Origin of the sequence: Pseudomonas caricapapayae (assembly GCF_001400735.1) — a bacterium.
GTDB lineage: Bacteria > Pseudomonadota > Gammaproteobacteria > Pseudomonadales > Pseudomonadaceae > Aquipseudomonas > Aquipseudomonas caricapapayae.
In genome coordinates this window covers 75010-94803 of sequence record NZ_LJPW01000041.1, presented here as the reverse complement: position 1 = coordinate 94803, position 19794 = coordinate 75010, and the positions used below count along the sequence as shown (strand labels likewise).

Here is a 19794-nt window from a genome sequence, read left to right as displayed (position 1 = left end):
GGCTGCGCGCAGCCAGTTGCCCAATGAAGCGAACGCTGCCGTGGACACCGCACTGAACGCGCTGAAACAGTACAAAGTGCTGATGGCGTCAATTTCGGAAATGCTGCAGCAAACCGATCAGGTTCGTAGCAATCTGCAACAGCAATCCATCGGCACCGCTGCACGGGCCGACGACTTGATGGCACAGCAAGTGGTCAGCGCCAAAAAAGAACAGGGCACTGCCGTTGTTCAGTTGCTGAGTGTGGCGCTGGTGGTGCTGCTGATCGGCATCTTCGCCGCGTTCCTGATCACCCGTCAGATCACCGTGCCGTTGAACGACACCGTGATTGCTGCGCGCCGGATCGCCGACGGTGATCTGACTCACGACACCAGCACCACCCGCCAGGACGAACTGGGTCTGTTGCAGAACACCATGCAGCATATGACCGTTTCACTGCGCGGCCTGATCGGCGGCATTGGCAACGGTGTGACGCAGATCGCCACGGCGGCCGAGCAACTGTCCGCTGTCAGCGAACAGACCAGCGCGGGCGTCACTCTGCAAAAAAACGAGGTCGATCAGGTGGCGACCGCTATGAACGAAATGGCGTCTACCGTGCAGGAAGTTGCGCGCAACACCGAAGACGCTTCACTGGCCGCCAAACAGGCCAGCGAGCGTGCCGCTCACGGCAGCAGTGTGGTGCAGCATGCCACTCGCGAAATCGGCCAGTTGGCCGGTGAAGTGAAGCAACTGGGCGAAGCCATGCAGCGCCTGACCGAAGACAGCGGCAAGATCGGCAGCGTGATTGACGTGATCAAGGCCGTCGCCGAACAGACCAATCTGCTGGCGCTCAACGCCGCCATCGAGGCCGCACGGGCGGGCGAGCAGGGACGCGGTTTTGCGGTGGTGGCTGACGAAGTACGCTCGCTGGCTCAGCGTACGCAGAACTCCACAACCGAAATCGAAGCGCTGATCCAGGCCCTGCAAAAGGGCACAGGTGCCGCATCGGGCCTGATGGATGCGAGCCTGCAACGCACCGAAGGTACTGTGGTGCTGGCTCGTCAGGCCGAGCAGGCGCTGGTTGAGATCAATCAGTCCATCGGTACGATCGAACAGATGAGCCAGCAGATTTCTGCCGCTGCCGAGCAGCAGAGCGCAGTGACCGACGAAATCAACCGCAGCGTGCTCAGCGTACGCGACATCGCTGATCAATCCGCATCTGCCACCGAGCAAAGTGCAGCGTCGACTGTAGAACTGGCGCGTCTGGGTAGCGATTTGCAGAGCATGGTTGCGCGTTTCAGGATCTGAGCCCCGGCATCAGGCGCCTCGTGACAGCGTCACGAGGTGACCTGACGCCCTTCCGCCCGGACCACCATCCACACCCCGACGCCTGACACTGCCATGCCTGCCGCTATCTGCCAGGACAACGGTTCATTGAACATTGCCCAGGCCCAGAGCATGGTCACCGGTGGGCTGAGGTACAGCACGCTGGCGACGCGGGTAGCCGTTGCGCGGCGCAGGCACACCCAGTAAAGCCCGTAGCCGCCAAGCGTCGCCAGCCCCACCGTCCATATCACGCTAAGCGCAAAACCGGTACTGGGGATCGGGGCCAGGCTGCCCTGTGTTCCCTGGATGATGGCAAACGCGAAGCTCGATACAAGACATTGCAGCCACAGATTGGGGAGCAGGTCCATGGGTTGCGTCGCCGTCGCGTGTTTTTGCCACAGCGTCGCGATGGCCAGCGACAGCATGCCCAGCAGTGGCAGACCATATGCCCACAACGGCGCATCTCCCACCGCAAGTGCGCTGTACGTGACCAGTACCACACCGACCAGACCCACTCCCAGGCCCGCCCATATTTGCCAGACAAGTCGCTGGCCGAGTACCCCGGCAGCCAGCAGCGCCATGCCCATCGGCAACAAATCGGCGAACAGCGCAGCCAGCCCCGCGGGTACGCCCATTGCTATGCCTTGCGTGACACCGGCGACGTAGCCGGTCATGGCCAGCAGACCGATACCCGCATTTTTCAACAGCGTGGCAGGCGGGATCGTTTTCAATTGCCTGGCGACCAAGGGAAGCAGGATCAGGGTGACCACCACACAGCGCCAGAACACCACCAGCAGCGGCGGCGCGTGTTCAAGCGAAAAGCGCGCACCGACGAAGCCGGAACTCCAGGTCAGAATCAGCGCTGCTTCGAGCAGGGGAAGGGGAATGGCCTGATGCCAGGCAGGCCGCGAGACGTTTGGAGCAATCGACAGGTGTGGGTTCATGGACACAGGTTACGAAACCGGCGTAGTCTAATAAATCAAAATTAACTGCATGAGTTATTCATTAAAACTGAACCATGACCGCCATTCTAGACATCGAGCTGTTGCGCACCTTTCACGCGGTGGCGCGAATAGGAAAGTTTTCCGCAGCCGCCGAGCAACTTCATAAAAGCCCTGCAGCGGTGAGCATGCATATTCAGCGCCTTGAGGCCGTGGCGGGCGGACGCTTGCTCAACCGGGACAATCAGGCAGTGTCGCTGACGGCGCTGGGCAAGCGCTTGCTGTTGTCGACGACAGAGTTGTTGTCCACGCATGACCGGGTGCTGGCGGATCTGCAAGGCACTCATCTGGCCGGACGCATCACACTGGGCGTTCCGGATGAGTACGCTGTGCATGTCATTCGCGACATCCTGCCAGTGTTCGCGGCCGCGTGGCCCAATGTGGTGCTGGAATTGAAATCCGCACCCAGCTACGCCCTGCGCGAGCAGGTTGCGCGCGGCAAGTTGCAGACAGCCGTGATCGCGCAACCCAAAGGGCAACTGAGTGCCGATACGCAATTTCTGGTATCGACCAAGCCGGTCTGGGTCGGGCCGGCAAGGGGCGTACTGGCATCCACGGACCCGTTGCCGCTGGCCATCCACGCGGCTCAATGTCCTTACCGAGAAGCCATGATGGCGTCACTCAAAGCCAACAGCCGCAAGACCCGCGTAGTCCTCGAAAGCCCGTCCAATCAAGCCATCAAAGCCTGTGTGGAAGCAGGCCTGGCGATCAGCCTGATCGATCGGAGCGGGGTCACGGAAGCCATGCAGATTCTCGATGACCTGCCTGAGATACCCGAGCACGAAATCGTTTTCCTGCGCTCGCCGTCGTCACAGACCGATGAGGCGGTGAGTTTGCTGGCGCAGGCGCTGCAGAAGTATTTTCGGGTTTAGCAGAAAGTACTGCAGTCGAAGGATGCTATCGACTGCAGGAGCACTTTTGGCTCAACCGTCCTTGAACAGAAAACTGTAGGCATTCAACGCCGGTACGCCGCCGAGGTGGGCGTAGAGCACTTTCGAGCCTTCGGGGAATTCGCCGTTGCGCACCATGTCGATCATCCCGTGCATGGATTTGCCTTCGTAGACCGGGTCGGTCAGCACGCCCTCAAGGCGCGCGCAAAGGCGAATGGCTTCAAGGGTGCCATCGTTCGGCAGGCCGTATTCGGGGTAGGCGTAGCGGGTGTCGAGCACCACGTCTTCAGCGGTGATGTCGCGACCCAGTTCCACCAGTTTTGCAGTGTTCTGGGCAATGCGCAGGACCTGCTCGCGGGTTTTGTCCGGCTTGGCCGAGGCGTCGATACCGATCACCCGCTGCGCACGGCCATCGGCAGCGAAGCCGACCAGCATCCCGGCATGTGTGCTGCCCGTCACCGAGCAGACCACGATGTAGTCGAATTTGAAGCCCAGTTCTTCTTCCTGTTGACGAACTTCATCGGCAAAACGCACAAATCCCAGGCCGCCATAAGGGTGTTCCGAGCAACCTGCCGGAATCGGAAACGGTTTGCCACCGCTCTCCACGACATCGGCCATGGCCTTTTCCCAGCTCGGGCGGATGCCTATGTCAAAGCCTGCCGAGTCCAGGCGTACGTCGGCGCCCATGATGCGCGACATCTCGATATTGCCGACCCGGTCATACAGGGCGTCCGAGTAGTTGACCCAGTTTTCCTGAACCAGCACGCATTTCATGCCCAGATGCGCCGCCACAGCCGCCACTTGACGCGTCTGATTGGACTGGATGCCGCCGATCGATACCAGAGTGTCATAGCCGCCTTCGAGGGCTTCCGGCACCAGGTATTCCAGTTTGCGAGTCTTGTTACCGCCAAATGCCAGGCCGCTGTTGCAATCTTCGCGTTTGGCATACAACTCGACCTTGCCGCCCAGATGCTCGCTCAAGCGTTTCAGGGGAGTAATGGGCGAGGGGCCGAAGGTCAGAGGGTAGCGCTTGAACTTGCTCAGGTTCATATCGGGTCTCCATTGATAAGTTGATCCGGGCGTTGAAGGTGGGTCTCGATGTCTTTATCGCGCTGCCCGGCATGGCTCCCATCATAGAAAATAGGCGCATTATCGTGGTTGCAAATAATTGTCTATCTACAAAACAAACGTTAGTCTGAACTGAATCAAACAAACTTTTAGTGTGTGAATTTAATGATGAAAGCAATAAATGAACGCGCTCGAAAGTCCGGAATCGACGTGGCCCCGCTGCTGGACAGGATTGACCGGGCCATTCTCAAGACCCTGCAGCGCGACGCGTCCATTTCCAATGTGGCACTTGCCGAAAAGGTCAAACTGAGTCCGCCTGCATGCTTGCGGCGTGTCGAGCGGCTGAAAGAGGCGGGTGTGATCAAGGGCGTGGTGGCGCTGCTCAATGGCGATGTTCTGGATGCAGGCATGGTGGTGCTGATCGGGGTCGTACTGGACCGCTCGACGCCGGACTCATTCGCGCAATTCGAAGCCGCCGCGCAGAAGGTTTCCGGCTGCATGGAGTTTCATGTCGTCACCGGCGAGTTCGACTACTTCATGTTGCTGCGCACCAAGGACAGTCAGAGCTTCAACCGCCTGCACGCCGAACAGTTGCTGTACTTGCCCGGTGTCAGACAGATTCGGTCGTTCATGGGGTTGCGCCAGGTGGTGTCGACCACTCAGTTGCACATCTGAAGAGTTCGGCGTGGCCTGTCTGGTGCTTGCAGCGTCAAACGTTCACGCCTGATGAAGGTCAGAGTTGTTGGCCGCCACACGGTTGACCCTGGCGCGTGGTTCACCAAGCGCCGTTTGCTTTTTTACTTGCTCAAGGATTTTCATTTTGGCTGCTGGAAGCTTGCTTACCCTGCTTGACGATATTGCGACCCTGCTCGATGACGTGGCGCTGGCCACCAAAAAAACCGCGGGTGTGCTGGGTGATGATCTGGCACTCAATGCCCAACAGGTCACCGGTGTTTCAGCGGATCGTGAATTGCCGGTTGTCTGGGCTGTGGCCAAAGGTTCGCTGCTCAACAAGGCCATTCTGGTTCCTGCAGCGTTGCTGATCAGCGCTTTCGTACCCTGGGCGATTCTGCCTTTGCTGATGATTGGCGGTGCGTTCCTGTGTTTCGAAGGCTTCGAGAAAATCGCCCATAAATGGCTGCATCCAGACACCGGCGAAGAGCACGACCAGCGCAAGCAGGCGACCACGGATGCATCGGTGGACATGGTCGCGTTCGAAAAAGAGCGCATCAAGGGCGCGATTCGTACGGACTTCATTCTTTCGGCGGAAATTATCGTTCTGGCGCTGGGCGTGGTGTCGGCCAGACCGTTCATGGATCAGGTCGGCGTGCTGGTTATCGTCGCGGTACTGATTACCGTGGGTGTCTATGGCCTTGTGGCGGGTATCGTCAAGCTGGACGATCTGGGCCTGCACCTGAAAAAGACGGCAAGTTCTGCGGCACAGAACATCGGTGGCGCTTTGCTGTGGCTGGCACCGGTCTTGATGAAAGTGCTGTCGATCGTCGGTACTGCAGCCATGTTCATGGTCGGCGGCGGGATTCTGGTCCACGGTTTGCCATTCGCTCATCATTGGGTCGAAGGCGTGACTGAAGCGGCGGCGGGTGCCGTGGGTGGTCTGTCGATGATTGTTCCGACCCTGATCGATGCGGTCGCGGGAATCATTGCCGGAGCGGTGCTGGTGCTGGTGGTGACGTTGATTGGCAAGGTCTGGAAAACCGCCAGGGAGTGAGTGAAGGCGGACGTCGCGCAGAGGCTTCAGAAATGCATTCCCGCGCTGGGCGCGGGAACGAGAGTCACAACCGGGGCGTTTAGAAGAACACCTTCACGAGCAAGCTCGCGGTGTTCTGGTCGGTGTCGAAGGCGCTGCTGTCCTTGATGCCGTATTTGTTGGTCCAGTAATCGTATTCGATACCGACGTACAGCTGACGCTCCGGGTAGTTCAGCGCCTTGCCCAGGTCATATTTGATCTGCGGGTTGAAGTGCAGGTTGGAGTGGTAAGTGCCACGCGACGTCTTGTCGTTGTCCACCACCCAGTCCATGAACCCGTCGATCAGCACATCGGATTTACCCGCAGGAATGGTGTAGGACCAGACCGGGGTGATCTGCCAGACGCCATCGCCCGGACGGTTGCCTTCGGTCTGACGCTGGTAGAAGTTGAGCTGGAAGTAATCGAAGCCCGGAATCTTCAAATCGAACGCCGGGCCGATCAGGTACGACTCGTTATCGCCTTCGCCGAACTCGTAAGTTGCAGCGATCAGCACATCGGTGATCGGGCCGAACTCGAACTTCTGGCCAGTTATCTTGCCCAGCGACAGGCGGGGCGAGAATTCACCGTAATAGGTATTGTCACCGGCGGTCGCATCTTTCTTGCCGTTGTAGAAGATCTTGTCGACGAAGAAGAAGTTGTCGCCGTACTTCCAGCTGTCAGCATGTTCAAAGGTGAACGTCTGCTGGTTTTCCGGATTGACCGCAAAGTCCCGCCCGTTGAGGTAGGTCAGGCTGTTGCTCTGCCACTGGAAAATATCCCCGGCCATGGCTGGCGCGGCGGCCAGCAGACTGCTGGCCAGTAATACGCTGGAAAACGTACGGTTCATTCGGTGAGCCCCTTGAGATAGATCGTGATTTTTTCAGACCGGCGTTCTCTGAGTGACGCCTTGTCTGTGGTTGCAGTAATTTGTCTGTCTGGTCAGCTTTGTGTTGTTAGCAAGAGCTGCGCCAATCAATGAAAAAAGTTCAAGTAATCCTCAAACCGGCACTAACGTGTCGGTTTCAAGTCATTTTTCCGGGTCGAGAGAGTCCTGACTGCTCAGTCAGCTAGTTGGCTGTCAGGTCAGATTCAACGTACGGGGGAATGGGGGTCCGGTTTTGCAGCGGCGGCGGAGGATACTGACTCGCGCTGCCGGGCTCAAGTGCTCCAGCGCAGGGCGTCTGGAGCGAAAGTGGGGCGCGGCGCTGCCTTTATCAGTTGATAGGTGCGCCCTGATCGATCCATGCTCCGACCCGTTCGCGCTCCTGCTGGGTCATCTGGGTGATATTGCCCAGCGGCATGATCGGCGAAGTGACGGCCTGCGTCTTGATGCGCTGGGCCTGTTGCCGGATCTGTTCCGGCGTATCGAACATCACCCCCGCAGGCGCAACGCTGAACAGCTGGCTGGTCGGCGTGGCCGAGTGGCACACCGTGCAGCGATGCTGGATCACTTCGTACACTTTGGCGAAGTCCGCACCGCTGTCGGCAGGCTTTGCCTCGACCGGTGCAACTGCGGGTGCCAAGGGCTTTTCATCGGCCCGATGGCCACCGACTGCCGTGCCGGGCAGCGGTTGATAAACGATTTTTGCCGGTGGTTGCGCAGGGCCGGTGACATACGCCAGGCAGAGCATGCCCAGCGCGGCGACCGGCAGGGTCCAGGCGAATCGATGGCTGTCATGCCGCGTATTGAAATAGTGGCGTACCAACACCGCCAGGAGGGCGATGCCCGCCAGAATCAGCCAGTTGTATTCACTGCCGTAAGTGCTCGGAAAGTGGTTGCTGATCATGATGAACAGCACAGGCAGGGTGAAGTAGTTGTTGTGCCGCGAACGCAGCAGGCCCTTTGCTGGGAGGCTCGGGTCCGGCGTGCGGTTCTCGGCGATGGCGGCGACCAGCGCTCGCTGGGCCGGCATGATGATGCGGAAGACGTTGCCGACCATGATGGTGCCCATGATCGCGCCCACGTGCAGGTACGCACCACGACCGCTGAACACCTTGCTGAACCCGTAAGCCGCCGCGACCAGCAACAGGAAAAGAATCAGGCCCAGCAGTGCAGGGCGCTTACCCAGCGGCGAGTCGCACAGGAAGCTGTAGATGAACCAGCCGACAAACAGCGAACCCAGGCCGATGTGCACACCTTCTGCACCGCTCAGGCTGCTGCCCGGTGCCAGCAGGTACAGCGTCGGGTTGGCGTAGAACACCACACACAACAGCGCGACGCCCGACAGCCAGGTGGAATAGGCTTCCCATTTGAACCAGTGCAGGTTCTCCGGCATGGTCGGTGGCGCGAGCTTGTACTTCTCCAGGTGGTAAATACCGCCACCGTGGATGGCCCACAAGTCCCCCGACAACCCGTCACGCGGATTGCTGCGGTTGAGGTTGTTCTCCAGCCAGACGAAGTAGAACGATGCGCCGATCCAGGCGACGCCCACGATCATGTGAATCCAGCGCACGCCCAGATTCAGCCATTCCATCATATGTGCCAGCACGGTTTTTACCCTTCCAGTGGGTGGGGGTCGAGAACCAGCAACTGGCTCTCGGCAAAGTAATGCTCGTCGCAGTTGTTGCCTTCGCCACTGCGGTCAACCACCAGAAAGTCATCCTGCTTTTCTATCGTCAGCACCGGGTGGTGCCAGACGCCGCGGTGGTAATTGATACCCTGCCTGCCGTTGGAGACAAAGGCGCGGGTCAGCGCTGATTCGGGCGCATCGCCAACGGGCGCGACCACGATCAGAAAAGGGTTACCGAGCAGCGGAATGAATGCCTGGCTGCCCAGCGGGTGCCGCTCCAGCATGCCAATGGTCAACGGCATCTGCAGCGCCTCGGCGCGGAAGATGCTGATGATCGCCTTGTCGTCCGGGTGCGCGGTCTGCACGTCAGCCAGACGATGAAAGCGCATGGTCGAGCCGTTATTGATCATGAAGTGATCGCTGCCGTCGGTTTCGATCACATCACCGAATGGCGCAAAGGCTTCCTTGGTCAGTGGCTCGATTATCAGTGTGCGCATGCGGGTTCTTCTTCAATGGTTTTGAGGGTGGGTCGTTTGCACATTCGTATTGATGACTATCGCCAGCGCTCCGCGTTGACATGCATTTCGTCACGCTCTGCGTCACAACTCTGCGCCGCGCCACACAATCAGGACTGGACGCAGAGCCTCCGGAAATGCATTCCCACGCGGAGCGTGGGAACGATAGCCCGTTGCCTTGCGGCGCGTTGTTATCTGGCCACCTTGCCCAGCACTCGCAGGCGGCTCACGCCACCGTCCGGGAAAACGTTCAGGCGGATATGGGTGATCGGGCCGATGGCGTTGATCTGCTCGACGAACTCGTGTTCGGCATGCATGGTCAGCTTCTGGCTGGGCAGCAACTCGCGCCAGAACAGGCTCTGGGTTTCGATCTGACTGTCGGTGCCGCCCTTGACGAAAGCGCCCTGAATCGAACAGCTGTCCGGGTAGTTGCCCTTGAAGTGCAGCGTATCGACGATGACTTTCTCGACCTCGCCCTTGTGACCCAGCGCCACGATCACCCAGTCGTTGCCCGGTGTACGACGGCGGGCTGTCTCCCAGCCGTCGCCCATATTCACGCCCCGGCCAGGATTGAGGATGTTGCTCATGCTGCCGTAGTGTTCGTCCGAGCAGGCAACCGATCGGCCGCCGTTGAGTGCCGCGACCAGGTCGATCTGCTCGTCTTCGCTGACTTTCGACCAGTCGCGATGCGGCACGCCATAGACCCGCAGACGCGCGACACCGCCGTCGGGGTAGATGTTGAAGCGCAGATGGCTGAACGCCTGATCGTGATGGATCTCGTGGTAATGATGGCTGTTGCCCTGCAATTCCACGGACGGCAGAACCTCAGTCCAGGCGGTGTTTTCATCCGGCTCGCCGGAAGCCAGGAAGCACGCTTCCAGCGACGCGGACGGCGGGAAGTTACCGGTGAAGAACGAGGTGTCGATGTCCACACCCTTGATCGTTCCCGCCACACCGAGGCGAATCACTGCGCTGTCGTACCCTTCGAAACGCTTGCGGCGCGACTCCCAGCCGTCCATCCACTTGCCGTTGTCGTCGAACACGCCTTCTTTCCAGACCGCCGGGGTCGGCTGGAACAGCCGGTTGGCGTCGGCGAACCAGTCATCGGTGACCGAAAGGATTTTGGTGCCCAGGCGTGCGTCGGCCAGGTTCACGAACTTCTCGAACGGTGCGGCGTAAACTTTCATGCTTCTTGTCTGCCTTCTGAACAGGTGGATAACGGCGACGCTCAAAGCGCCTGTAGACGAAACAGTGCGATTTTGTTGATCTCGGCCAAGGCGCAAGCGAACTCGGCCTCGGGCGAGTGATGGATGCGTTGCTCGAACGCCGCCAGAATTTTATGTCTGTCGCTGCCCTTGACCGCCATGATGAACGGAAAGCCGAAACGCGCCTTGTAAGCCTCGTTCAACTCGGTGAAACGCTGAAACTCTTCAGGCGTGCAGTGGTGGATACCGGCGCCGGCCTGTTCATCGGTACTGGCCTGAGTCAGCTCACCCTGAACGGCGGCCTTGCCGGCCAGGTCCGGGTGAGCGTTGATCAGCGCCAGTTGTTGTGCGTGGGTGGCCCCGAGCAGAATTCTGCTCATGCGGGCGTGCAGGGCCTCGACCTGATCCAGCTCATGGCTTGTGCCCTGATCGAATACCTGTTGCGCGACCCACGGCGAATGCTCATAGATGTCGGCAAAGGCTGCGACGAATGCATCCCTGTCCAGGCTCGAGGGCGTCAGCTTCTGAAACGTGCTCATTGTGCCGCCTTGCCGGTAAACGGATGTTCAGTGTGCCAGTGGCGGGCGATATCGACACGTCGAGTGAACCACACCTGCTCATGGCCTTTGGCGTACTCAATGAAACGCTTGAGTGCGGCAAGGCGGGCAGGGCGCCCGATCAGGCGGCAATGCAGGCCGATGGAAAGCATCTTGGGTGCGTCTTCGCCCTCCGCATACAGCACGTCGAAAGCGTCTTTGAGGTATTGAAAGAATTGCTCGCCGTTGTTGAAGCCCTGCACCTGGGTGAAGCGCATGTCGTTGGTGTCCAGCGTGTAGGGGATGACCAGATGCGGCTTGCCGGTCGGGTTGTTCGGCTCCCAGTACGGCAGGTCGTCGTCATAGGTGTCGCAATCGTAGAGAAAACCGCCTTCCTCCATCACCAGACGCCGGGTGTTGGGGCCGGTACGACCGGTGTACCAGCCCAGCGGCCGTTCGCCGCTGATCTCGGTGAGGATCTGGATCGCCTGGCGCATGTGCTCACGCTCCTGGGCTTCGTCCATGTTCTGGTAGTCGATCCAGCGATAGCCGTGGCTGCAGATCTCGTGACCTTCGGTGACCATGGCGCGGATCACATCCGGATGACGCTGGGCGGCCATGGCCACGGCGAAGACAGTCAGAGGAATATCGAACTGCCTGAACAGCTTGAGAATGCGCCATACACCGGCACGGCTGCCGTACTCGTACAGAGACTCCATGCTCATGTTGCGCTGGCCCTGCAATGGCTGCGCAGCCACCATCTCGGACAGAAACGCCTCTGATTCCCTGTCGCCATGCAGGATATTGCGCTCGCCACCTTCCTCGTAGTTCAGCACGAAGGACAGGGCAATGCGCGCATCACCCGGCCAGCGTGGATGAGGCGGGTTGTTGCCGTAACCGATCAGGTCGCGTGGATAGTCAGCGCTCACTGCAAGCTTCCTTTTGTGCGTAATGTGCAATAGACAGGTGCGGTGCAGATGGCGAAGCCGGCACTGCAAAGCGAAGATTGTATACAATTTTATTTTCAGCTTGTAACCCTGGCTGGTAACCCTGTAGGTTTCCTCGCTGAAGTGCATTGGTACACGCAAAGCAAGCAAGAAACCTGCCTGAGTAGTCAGATAATCAGAAAAAATCTGATATTTTTCCTCTGCTTCCCTTCGTTTCAGTCAATTGAATGCCCGAAGAGCCGCGCAGGGATCGACTGTCGCTCAGCGAAGACTTTATTGTGTACAGGTTTTTTCAAAAGTGTCTTAATCGGTTGCAGTCGCACGGCACAGAGCACTCCATTGGTGCACTGTTTCAAGATCGCTGAGGGTGAGGAGTGAAGTTTTGGGGAAATTGACCACACACGTACTGGATTCCGCCCACGGTTGCCCAGGCAGTGCCATCCGCATTGAGTTGTATCGTGTCGAAGATCAGCAACTGCTGCACCTTGTCAGCGCGGTCACCAACAGCGACGGACGCTGCGATGCGCCTTTATTGCAAGGTGACACGTATCGCTCCGGCGTCTATCAACTGCACTTCAAGGCCGGCGATTACTACCGCGCACGCGGTGTGGTCCTGAACGAGCCAGCTTTTCTGGATGAGGTGGTGCTGCGCTTCGGCATTGATGCAGGTCAGGAGCACTTTCACGTGCCGCTGTTAATCTCGCCATACAGCTACTCGACGTACCGGGGCAGCTGAATACCTCTTGCCCGCCCCACACTGCGGGCTTTTTTTTGCGCGCGTTTGCGGTTTTGCCCTGTGTACAATGCGTCCGTCCCGACGCCGTAACCCACCTGCGCACGAGTGCCCATGAACGACCAGTCCCTGCCTCTCAAGAAACAGCCGCGCAGCGCCAGCCGCAGCGTTACTCAGGACGATATCGTTTACGAGCATGTTTTCGATGCCATTCTGGAGCAGCGGCTGGCACCTGGTACCAAATTGAGCGAGGAGGCGCTGGGCGAGATTTTTGGTGTCAGCCGCACCATCATTCGTCGCGCCTTGTCGCGGCTCGGGCATGAGGGCGTCGTATTATTGCGCCCCAACCGGGGGGCCGTGGTCGCCAGCCCCAGCGTTGAAGAGGCGCGTCAGGTGTTTTTTGCCCGGCGCATGGTCGAGAAGGCAATCACTGAACTGGCGGTCGAGCACGCCACTGAAGAGCAACTGGCCGACCTGCGTCAACTGGTCAGCGATGAGCGCGACAGCTTTGCCCGTGGTGACCGTGGCGCAGGTATCCGCCTGTCCGGAGAGTTTCATCTGCAACTGGCCGTAGCCGCCAGAAATGCGCCGCTGATCAGCTTCCAGCGCAGCCTGGTGTCGCAGACGTCATTGATCATCGCCCAGTATGAATCCGGCAACCGCACGCATTGTTCCTACGACGAACACGCCCGCTTGATCGACGCCATCGAGTCGCGTAATACAGCGCTGGCCGTCGACCTGATGATGCACCACATGGACCACATCGACAGCAAACTCAACCTCGACGAAGACAGTGCCTCGGATGATTTGCAGGCAGTGTTTTCACATGTCATGAGCAGGAAAAAGCCGGGGCGTTGAGGCTGCACGGATAGTTTAACTATCGTGAATGCCTATCGTGCGACGCCCCCATTGTCATGCCGTTCCGAACGGTTCACGCCCTCTTGCGACAGAGCGTCGCGAGCCGCATCCCCAGGCTGGAACGTGAGGGTCGAGAGCTGTGCAGGAACGCAGGTTCAACCACGCTCATGCACCAACCGTCCACCCGACCAGGTTTGTTTCACGGTCCGGTCATCGCCGATCGTCATCAGCACAAACAGGATTTCTTCGATGCCTTTGGCCTGCTTCAATCGGTACGACAGCAGCGGGGTGGCGTTGTAGTCGAGCACCAGAAAGTCAGCCTCGTTGCCAGGCTTGAGGCTGCCGACCTTGTCTTCCAGCCGCAGTGCCCGTGCACCGCCCAATGTCGCCAGATACAGTGACTTGAACGGGCTGAGCCGCGCACCCTGCATTTGCATGACCTTGTAGGCTTCGTTCAAGGTTTGCAGGATCGAAAAACTGGTGCCGCCGCCTACGTCGGTGCCCAGGCCGACATTGATCTTGTGCTTTTCGGCCATCGGCAGGTTGAACAGGCCGCTGCCCAGAAACAGGTTGGACGTCGGGCAGAAGGCAATCGCCGAGCCGGTCTGCGCCAGTCGCGCACATTGCTCGTCGCACAGGTGCACGCCATGGGCGAATACCGAGCGCTCGCCGAGCAGGTTGAAGTGATCGTAGACGTCCAGGTAGTGCTCGCGCTCCGGGAACAACCCCTTGACCCACTCGATTTCCTGAAGGTTTTCGCTAAGGTGGGTCTGCATGTACAGGCCAGGGTATTCGGTGAGCAGCTGCCCGGCGAGGCGCAGCTGTGCCGGGCTGCTGGTCGGTGCAAAACGTGGCGTTACGGCATAACTCAAGCGGCCCTTGCCATGCCAGCGCTCGATCAACGCCTTGCTGTCGGCATAGCCGGATTCCGGCGTGTCGACCAGATAATCCGGCGCGTTGCGGTCCATCATCACCTTGCCGGCGATCATGCGCAGATCAAGCGCCTGCGCCGCACTGAAAAAAGCTTCGACCGACTCCTTATGCACACTGCCGAAGACCAGTGCTGTGGTCGTACCGTTGCGCAACAGCTCCTTGATGAAGATGTCCGCCACTTGCGCCGAATGCTCAGGGTCGGCGAACTGGCTTTCGCAGGGGAAGGTGTAAGTGTTGAGCCAGTCCAGCAGCTGTTCGCCGTAGGCACCGATCATGCCGGTCTGCGGCAAGTGGATATGGGTGTCAATGAAGCCCGGGGTGATCAGGGCGTCTGGATACTCGATCAGCTCGACGTCGTTGTCGAGGCTGTCGAGCAGATCGGCAGCAGGGCCCACCGACACGATTTTGCCGTCCTCGACCAGCAGCAGGCCGTCGGCGAAATACTCATAAGAAGCATCGACCTCCCGCTCGGCGGGGTCGGCGATGCTATGAACGATGGCGGCGCGGTAGGCTGTACGGCGGGAAACTGAACTCATGGGACTCTCGTTGGGACTGACTGCGGCCATTGCGACTGGCTGCGGCGCGATGCGGGCAGCAGTCTGGCGATAGGTTCGGCATTGGCGCTGTGCTGGCCAAAACTGACATTGTAAGTGGCGATTATTTCGGCTGCGATGGACACTGCGATTTCAATGGGCAGCTTGCCTTTGACTTCTGCCAGCCCCATCGGGCAGCGCATGCGTTGCAGCAGGCTGGCGTCGAAACCGCGTTCCAGCAAGCGGTGTTCGAACTTGACGCGTTTGGTTTTCGAGCCGATCAGCCCGAAATAGCCGAAGTCGCCACGCTTGAGGATGGCGGCGGTCAGTTCCAGATCAAGTTGATGGTTGTGGGTCATGACGATGCAATAAGTGCCGACGGGCAGTTGCGCGACTTCGTCGACCGGCTCGTCAGTGACGACTTTCAACACGCCCTCGGGCATCGACGCTGGGAATTCATTGTCACGGCCGTCGATCCAGCGCACCCGGCAGGGCAGGCTGGCCAGCAGCGGCACCAGCGCACGACCGACATGACCGGCACCGAACACCGCGATCTGTGCGACAGGCTCGCCCATCGGTTCGAACAGCAGCACATTCACGCCGCCGCAGCACTGGCCCAGACTCGCGCCCAGGTTGAAGCGCTCCAGCCGCGTCTGCCGGGAGCCGCTGGCAAGCATCTCGCGGGCGATTTCCATGGCTTTGTATTCCAGATGGCCGCCGCCGATGGTGTCATGGATGCGTTCGGCACAGACCACCATCTTTGAGCCGGCGTTGCGCGGCGTCGAGCCCAGTTCCTCGATAATGGTCACCAGGATGCCGGGTTCTCCACGGGCCTGTAGCTCGGCCAGGGCGCTGATCCAGTTGTTCATTTCTGCTCCCTGTCGGCATCGTTGCCAACGGACGCCTTCGCAAGCAAGCCCGCTCCCACAGTGGGAAGTGCAACTACAACCGGCTCGGCGCGCGCGCTCGATGCGCAACGCGCAGCGCTGTTCCGACGCATCTGCTCACAGCCCCACAACACTTTTTCCGGTGTCGCCGGGGCGTCGATATCGGGCTGATGACGGTAGTCACCCAGGCTCGCCACGGCATCCTTGATGGCGCACCACGCGGCGATGCCGAGCATGAACGGCGGCTCGCCCACAGCCTTGGAGTGGAACACGGTGTCTTCCGGGTTCTTGCGGTTTTCCACCAGCTTGATACGCATATCGAGCGGCATGTCTGCCACCGCCGGGATCTTGTAGGACGCCGGACCACTGGTCATCAGTTTGCCCTTGTCGTTCCATACCAGTTCCTCGGTGGTCAACCAGCCTGCGCCCTGAATGTAGCCGCCTTCGACCTGACCGATGTCGATGGCCGGGTTCAGCGAGGCACCGACATCGTGCAGGATGTCAGTACGCAACATTTTGTATTCGCCTGTCAGGGTATCGACGATGACCTCGACGCAGGCCGCGCCAAACGCGTAGTAATAGAACGGTCGGCCACGCGCCTGACTGCGGTCGTAGAAGATCTTCGGCGTCTTGTAATAACCCGTGCTGGACAGTGACACCTGCCCCATCCACGCCAGTTGTGCCAACTCGGCGAAAGGCAGAAACCTGTCGCCGATCCGCACGTGACCGTTACGGAACTCGACGTCTGTTTGCGCCACCTGATAGTGCCGGGCGGCAAACTCCACCAGCCGCTGCTTGAGGATTTCGGCGGCATTCTGGGCGGCCTTGCCGTTCAGGTCGGTGCCGCTGGAGGCCGCCGTGGGCGAGGTGTTCGGCACCTTGTCGGTGTTGGTGGCAGTGATCTGGATACGGTCGATGTCCACCTGAAACACTTCGGCCACGACCTGCGCGACTTTGGTGTTCAAACCCTGGCCCATCTCGGTGCCGCCGTGGTTCAGGTGGATGCTGCCGTCGGTGTAGATGTGGATCAGCGCCCCTGCCTGATTGAGGAAGCTGGCGGTAAAGGATATGCCGAATTTGACCGGCGTGAGTGCCAGGCCTTTTTTCAGAATCGGGCTGCTTGCGTTGAACGCACGAATGGCTTCGCGGCGTTCGGCATATTGACTGCTCTGCTCCAGGTCGGCGGTCATCTCTTCCAGCAGGTTGTGTTCGACTGTCTGGTAATAGTGCGTGACGTTACGCTCGGTCTTGCCGTAATAGTTGGCTTTGCGCACTGCCAGCGGGTCTTTGCCGAGGAAGCGAGCGATGCAGTCCATGACCTCTTCGATGGCGACCATGCCTTGCGGGCCGCCAAAGCCCCGGTAGGCCGTGTTGGAAGCCGTGTGTGTCTTGCAGCGATGGCCGTTGACGGTGGCTTCGCCCAGATAATAGGCGTTGTCGGCGTGGAACATGGCGCGGTCGACGATGGACGCCGAGAGGTCCGGCGAATAGCCACAGTTGCCGGCCAGATCCAGCTGTATGCCCTGCAAGCGACCGTCGTCGTCGAAGCCCACGTCGTACTCGATGTAGAACGGGTGGCGTTTGCCGGTCATCTGCATGTCTTCGAAGCGTTGCAGGCGCATCTTGGTGGGCTGGCCGGTGAGTCGGGCAATAACGGCGCACAGGCATGCCGGGCTGGCCGCCTGGGTCTCCTTGCCGCCAAAACCGCCGCCCATGCGGCGCATGTCGACCACGATCCGGTTCATCGGCACGCCCAGTACCTCGGCCACCAGCTTCTGGATTTCCGTGGGGTTCTGGGTCGAGCAATAGACGATCATGCCGCCGTCTTCGGTCGGCATCACCGAGGATATCTGCGTTTCCAGATAAAAATGTTCCTGGCCGCCGATGTGCAGATTGCCCTGCAAGCGGTGCGTGGCACGTTGCAGAGCCGCCGCTGAATCACCACGCTTGTGCGTGTGGCTGTCGAGCACGAAGTGTTTCTGCCGCAGCGCCTGAACCACATCCAGCACCGGCTCCAGGTCTTCGTATTCGATGATCGCTGCCATTGCCGCCTGTCGTGCGACATCCAGATCACGCGCGGCCACGGCGAGCACCGGCTGGCCGACGAATTCAACCGTGTCGATGGCCAGCAGCGGGTCGCCGGGCAGCAGCGGACCGATGTCTTTCAGCCCTGGAATATCCTCATGGGTAATCGCAATGCGTACGCCGTCGAAAGCATGGCAGGGTGTGGTGTCAATGCTGATGATTCGCGCGTGGGCACGGTCGGACAGACGTGCGTACACATGCAACTGATTGGGAAACTCCAGGCGGTCATCGATATACACCGCCTCGCCGGATACGTGCTTGTCGGCGCTGTCGTGCTTGACGCTGCGGCCAACGCCAGTGCTCAGACCTTGCTGAAACACGGCAAGCATTTCGGCCTGGGTCATGGATGGGGAATGTTCAGACATAGTCAGTCACCCGCGTTGCAACGGCAGGCGTCTGCAGTTCGATGAAATACTTGCGCAGCAGGTTCTGTGCGCTCAACAGGCGGTACTCCTTGCTGGCACGGAAGTCCGACAGCGGTGTGAAATCTTCGCTCAAAGCGGCGCAAGCCTGCTCCACGGTTGCGTGGCTCCATGACTGCCCGATCAAGGCCTTTTCGCAGGCCTTTGCGCGCTTGGGAATCGCCGCCATGCCACCGAACGCTATGCGCGCCTCGCGGATCACACCGTCTTCCATTCTCAGGCGAAAAGCCGCACAAACCGCCGAGATATCGTCATCCAGCCGTTTGGAGATTTTATAGGCCCGAAAGGTCTGCCGAGGGTCGGCAGTGGGTACGATGATCTTTTCGATGAACTCGCTTTCCTGACGGGCCGTGACTTTGTAATCGATGAAATAGTCTTCCAGCGCCAGGGTGCGCTGGCGGTTGCCCTTGCGCAGCACGACCTGCGCACCAAGGGCGATCAGCAGAGGCGGGGAGTCGCCGATGGGGGAAGCGTTGCCGATATTGCCCCCCAGCGTGCCCTGATTGCGGATCTGCAGCGAGGCGAAGCGCTGCAATAACTCGCCGAAGTCCGGGTATTCGGTGTTTAGCGCTGCGTAGCAATCGGTCAACGGGGTTGCCGCACCGATCTCCAGACGGTCGTCGAAACGGGCCACGCCCTTCATCTCGTCGATGTGGCCGACGTAAATCATGACGGGCAATGGCTTGTGGAACTGGGTGACTTCCAGCGCCAGATCGGTGCCGCCTGCCAGCAAACGGGCCTGCGGATACCTGCCATACAGGTCCGCCAGATCAACCACCGTCAGCGGAATGAAACAGCTTTTTTCACCGTCACTCAGCTCGCCTGGCGTGTGTGGAGCAATTGCACGCAGCCGCTCGACGGTCTGAGCCTGACGCAGATCGAACTGATCGGGCAGGCGCTGGCGGCAAGATTGCTCGGCAGCAGCCAGAATAGGGCGGTAACCGGTGCAGCGGCACAGATTACCCGCAAGGGCTTCATGGGTTTGATGCGCGTCGGCGTCGCTGCTGTTCTTTTGCAGGGCAAAAAGCGACATGACAAAGCCCGGCGTACAGAAGCCACATTGCGAGCCGTGACACTCGACCATTGCCTTTTGCACACTGTGCAACTGGCCCTGATGCTTGAGGTCCTCGACGCTGATCAATTGCTTGCCGTGCAGGGAAGCCATGAAGGTCAGGCAAGAATTGAGGCTGCGATAACGCAGCGTCTGCTTGCCGGTAACGTCATTGTGCAACTCGCCGACGACGACGGTGCAGGCACCACAGTCACCGCTGGCGCAACCTTCCTTGGTACCGGGCTTGTGTGCCTGCTCACGCAGGTAGGTCAGCACGGTCATATTCGGATTCAGGCTGCGCTCGGTTTTTAGCTCTTGGTTCAAAAGGAACTGAATCACGGCGCAAATCCCTCACATTTATTGTCATCAGACATGTCGATGAATCTATCAGCTCTGCTTATTGGGTCAATTTGTTTCTGACTTGAGAGTCAGGAAATTGAGTTTTTCAGCAATCTGCCGATCAAAGACCCCTGGTCCCTGGATCGCCCATACGGGTGAATTCAAGGTTTTGCGTATTTCGTGCCAGTTTCCGCGTTTATGGCCCTGCGCCATCCATGCAGGTTGCGATAC

At 59.5% G+C, this 19794-nt stretch carries 18 protein-coding genes; 6 read left to right on the top strand and 12 right to left on the bottom strand.

Annotation, left to right across the window (positions count from 1 at the left end; translation table 11 throughout):
* Nucleotides 1-1285, top strand: a 1285-nt coding sequence (locus ALO80_RS05930; protein WP_055008282.1) for a methyl-accepting chemotaxis protein, incomplete at its 5' end; no start/stop codon positions are given.
* 29 nt (nt 1286-1314) lie between these two features.
* Here the strand turns inward: ALO80_RS05930 and ALO80_RS05925 are convergent.
* A complete protein-coding gene (locus ALO80_RS05925; RefSeq protein ID WP_055008281.1) occupies nt 1315-2247 on the bottom strand; it encodes a DMT family transporter in 933 nt (310 codons plus the stop codon).
* A 74-nt stretch (nt 2248-2321) separates the two neighbouring features.
* On the opposite strand from ALO80_RS05925, the gene ALO80_RS05920 reads away from it, so the two are divergent.
* Nucleotides 2322-3176, top strand: a complete 855-nt coding sequence (locus ALO80_RS05920; RefSeq protein ID WP_055008280.1) for a LysR family transcriptional regulator — start codon at nt 2322-2324, stop codon at nt 3174-3176.
* 51 nt (nt 3177-3227) lie between these two features.
* Here ALO80_RS05920 and ALO80_RS05915 read toward each other — a convergent pair whose 3' ends face one another.
* Nucleotides 3228-4244: a 1-aminocyclopropane-1-carboxylate deaminase gene (locus ALO80_RS05915; protein WP_054988481.1), complete on the bottom strand. Its 1017-nt coding sequence runs from the start codon at nt 4242-4244 to the stop codon at nt 3228-3230.
* 186 nt (nt 4245-4430) lie between these two features.
* Between ALO80_RS05915 and ALO80_RS05910 the strand changes: the two genes are divergently transcribed.
* Together ALO80_RS05910 and ALO80_RS05905 are read left to right on the top strand one after the other, a co-directional pair.
* Nucleotides 4431-4937, top strand: a complete 507-nt coding sequence (locus ALO80_RS05910; RefSeq protein WP_055008286.1) for an Lrp/AsnC family transcriptional regulator — start codon at nt 4431-4433, stop codon at nt 4935-4937.
* Between the two features lie 145 nt (nt 4938-5082).
* On the top strand, nt 5083-5991 hold the full coding sequence (locus ALO80_RS05905) for a DUF808 domain-containing protein (RefSeq protein WP_055008279.1): 909 nt from the start codon (nt 5083-5085) through the stop codon (nt 5989-5991).
* Nucleotides 5992-6070: 79 nt separating this feature from the next.
* On the opposite strand, the gene ALO80_RS05900 is transcribed toward ALO80_RS05905, so the two are convergent.
* From ALO80_RS05900 to puuE, 6 genes are all read right to left on the bottom strand, one after another.
* A complete protein-coding gene (locus ALO80_RS05900; protein ID WP_054988478.1) occupies nt 6071-6856 on the bottom strand; it encodes an outer membrane protein OmpK in 786 nt (261 codons plus the stop codon).
* A gap of 367 nt (nt 6857-7223) precedes the next feature.
* On the bottom strand, nt 7224-8498 hold the full coding sequence (locus ALO80_RS05895; protein WP_055008278.1) for a urate hydroxylase PuuD: 1275 nt from the start codon (nt 8496-8498) through the stop codon (nt 7224-7226).
* Nucleotides 8499-8503: 5 nt separating this feature from the next.
* Entirely contained in the window at nt 8504-9016 is a 513-nt protein-coding gene (locus ALO80_RS05890; RefSeq protein ID WP_055008277.1) for an ureidoglycolate lyase, read from the bottom strand.
* Between the two features lie 209 nt (nt 9017-9225).
* A complete protein-coding gene (alc, locus tag ALO80_RS05885) occupies nt 9226-10221 on the bottom strand; it encodes an allantoicase (RefSeq protein WP_055006241.1) in 996 nt (331 codons plus the stop codon).
* A gap of 41 nt (nt 10222-10262) precedes the next feature.
* Complete coding sequence (gene uraD, locus ALO80_RS05880; RefSeq protein WP_055008276.1) at nt 10263-10778, bottom strand: 2-oxo-4-hydroxy-4-carboxy-5-ureidoimidazoline decarboxylase; 516 nt, start codon at nt 10776-10778, stop codon at nt 10263-10265.
* The gene (puuE, locus tag ALO80_RS05875; RefSeq protein WP_055008275.1) at nt 10775-11704 is read right to left on the bottom strand and encodes an allantoinase PuuE; all 930 of its coding nucleotides are present in this window, start codon (nt 11702-11704) and stop codon (nt 10775-10777) included. The genes uraD and puuE overlap by 4 nt, the downstream gene beginning before the upstream one ends.
* Nucleotides 11705-12104: 400 nt before the next feature.
* Between puuE and uraH the strand changes: the two genes are divergently transcribed.
* Entirely contained in the window at nt 12105-12458 is a 354-nt protein-coding gene (gene uraH / locus ALO80_RS05865; RefSeq protein WP_054988472.1) for a hydroxyisourate hydrolase, read from the top strand.
* Between the two features lie 111 nt (nt 12459-12569).
* Nucleotides 12570-13313 (top strand): GntR family transcriptional regulator, encoded by a 744-nt coding sequence (locus tag ALO80_RS05860; RefSeq protein WP_055008273.1) that lies wholly within the window; start codon nt 12570-12572, stop codon nt 13311-13313.
* Nucleotides 13314-13468: 155 nt separating this feature from the next.
* Here the strand turns inward: ALO80_RS05860 and guaD are convergent, their stop codons facing one another.
* The 4 genes from guaD to xdhA are packed head-to-tail and all read right to left on the bottom strand — an operon-like array spanning nt 13469 to nt 19563.
* Nucleotides 13469-14782 carry a guanine deaminase gene (guaD, locus tag ALO80_RS05855; RefSeq protein WP_055008272.1) on the bottom strand — a complete coding sequence of 438 codons (1314 nt, stop codon included), beginning with the start codon at nt 14780-14782 and terminating at the stop codon, nt 13469-13471.
* A complete protein-coding gene (gene xdhC, locus ALO80_RS05850; RefSeq protein ID WP_055008271.1) occupies nt 14779-15648 on the bottom strand; it encodes a xanthine dehydrogenase accessory protein XdhC in 870 nt (289 codons plus the stop codon). The genes guaD and xdhC overlap by 4 nt, the downstream gene beginning before the upstream one ends.
* Complete coding sequence (xdhB, locus tag ALO80_RS05845; protein WP_055008270.1) at nt 15645-18116, bottom strand: xanthine dehydrogenase molybdopterin binding subunit; 2472 nt, start codon at nt 18114-18116, stop codon at nt 15645-15647. The genes xdhC and xdhB overlap by 4 nt, the downstream gene beginning before the upstream one ends.
* Complete coding sequence (gene xdhA / locus ALO80_RS05840; RefSeq protein ID WP_055008269.1) at nt 18109-19563, bottom strand: xanthine dehydrogenase small subunit; 1455 nt, start codon at nt 19561-19563, stop codon at nt 18109-18111. Before xdhA ends, xdhB begins: the two co-directional genes overlap by 8 nt.
* Nucleotides 19564-19794 lie beyond the last annotated feature (231 nt).

Excerpts from the sequence above, each read along its gene's own strand:
- ALO80_RS05925 (WP_055008281.1), bottom strand. The coding sequence starts at position 2,247 with ATGAACCCACACCTGTCGATTGCTCCAAACGTCTCGCGGCCTGCCTGG.
- ALO80_RS05920 (WP_055008280.1), top strand. The coding sequence starts at position 2,322 with ATGACCGCCATTCTAGACATCGAGCTGTTGCGCACCTTTCACGCGGTG.
- ALO80_RS05915 (WP_054988481.1), bottom strand. The coding sequence starts at position 4,244 with ATGAACCTGAGCAAGTTCAAGCGCTACCCTCTGACCTTCGGCCCCTCG.
- ALO80_RS05910 (WP_055008286.1), top strand. The coding sequence starts at position 4,431 with ATGAAAGCAATAAATGAACGCGCTCGAAAGTCCGGAATCGACGTGGCC.
- ALO80_RS05900 (WP_054988478.1), bottom strand. The coding sequence starts at position 6,856 with ATGAACCGTACGTTTTCCAGCGTATTACTGGCCAGCAGTCTGCTGGCC.
- ALO80_RS05890 (WP_055008277.1), bottom strand. The coding sequence starts at position 9,016 with ATGCGCACACTGATAATCGAGCCACTGACCAAGGAAGCCTTTGCGCCA.
- alc (WP_055006241.1), bottom strand. The coding sequence starts at position 10,221 with ATGAAAGTTTACGCCGCACCGTTCGAGAAGTTCGTGAACCTGGCCGAC.
- uraD (WP_055008276.1), bottom strand. The coding sequence starts at position 10,778 with ATGAGCACGTTTCAGAAGCTGACGCCCTCGAGCCTGGACAGGGATGCA.
- ALO80_RS05860 (WP_055008273.1), top strand. The coding sequence starts at position 12,570 with ATGAACGACCAGTCCCTGCCTCTCAAGAAACAGCCGCGCAGCGCCAGC.
- guaD (WP_055008272.1), bottom strand. The coding sequence starts at position 14,782 with ATGAGTTCAGTTTCCCGCCGTACAGCCTACCGCGCCGCCATCGTTCAT.
- xdhC (WP_055008271.1), bottom strand. The coding sequence starts at position 15,648 with ATGAACAACTGGATCAGCGCCCTGGCCGAGCTACAGGCCCGTGGAGAA.
- xdhB (WP_055008270.1), bottom strand. The coding sequence starts at position 18,116 with ATGTCTGAACATTCCCCATCCATGACCCAGGCCGAAATGCTTGCCGTG.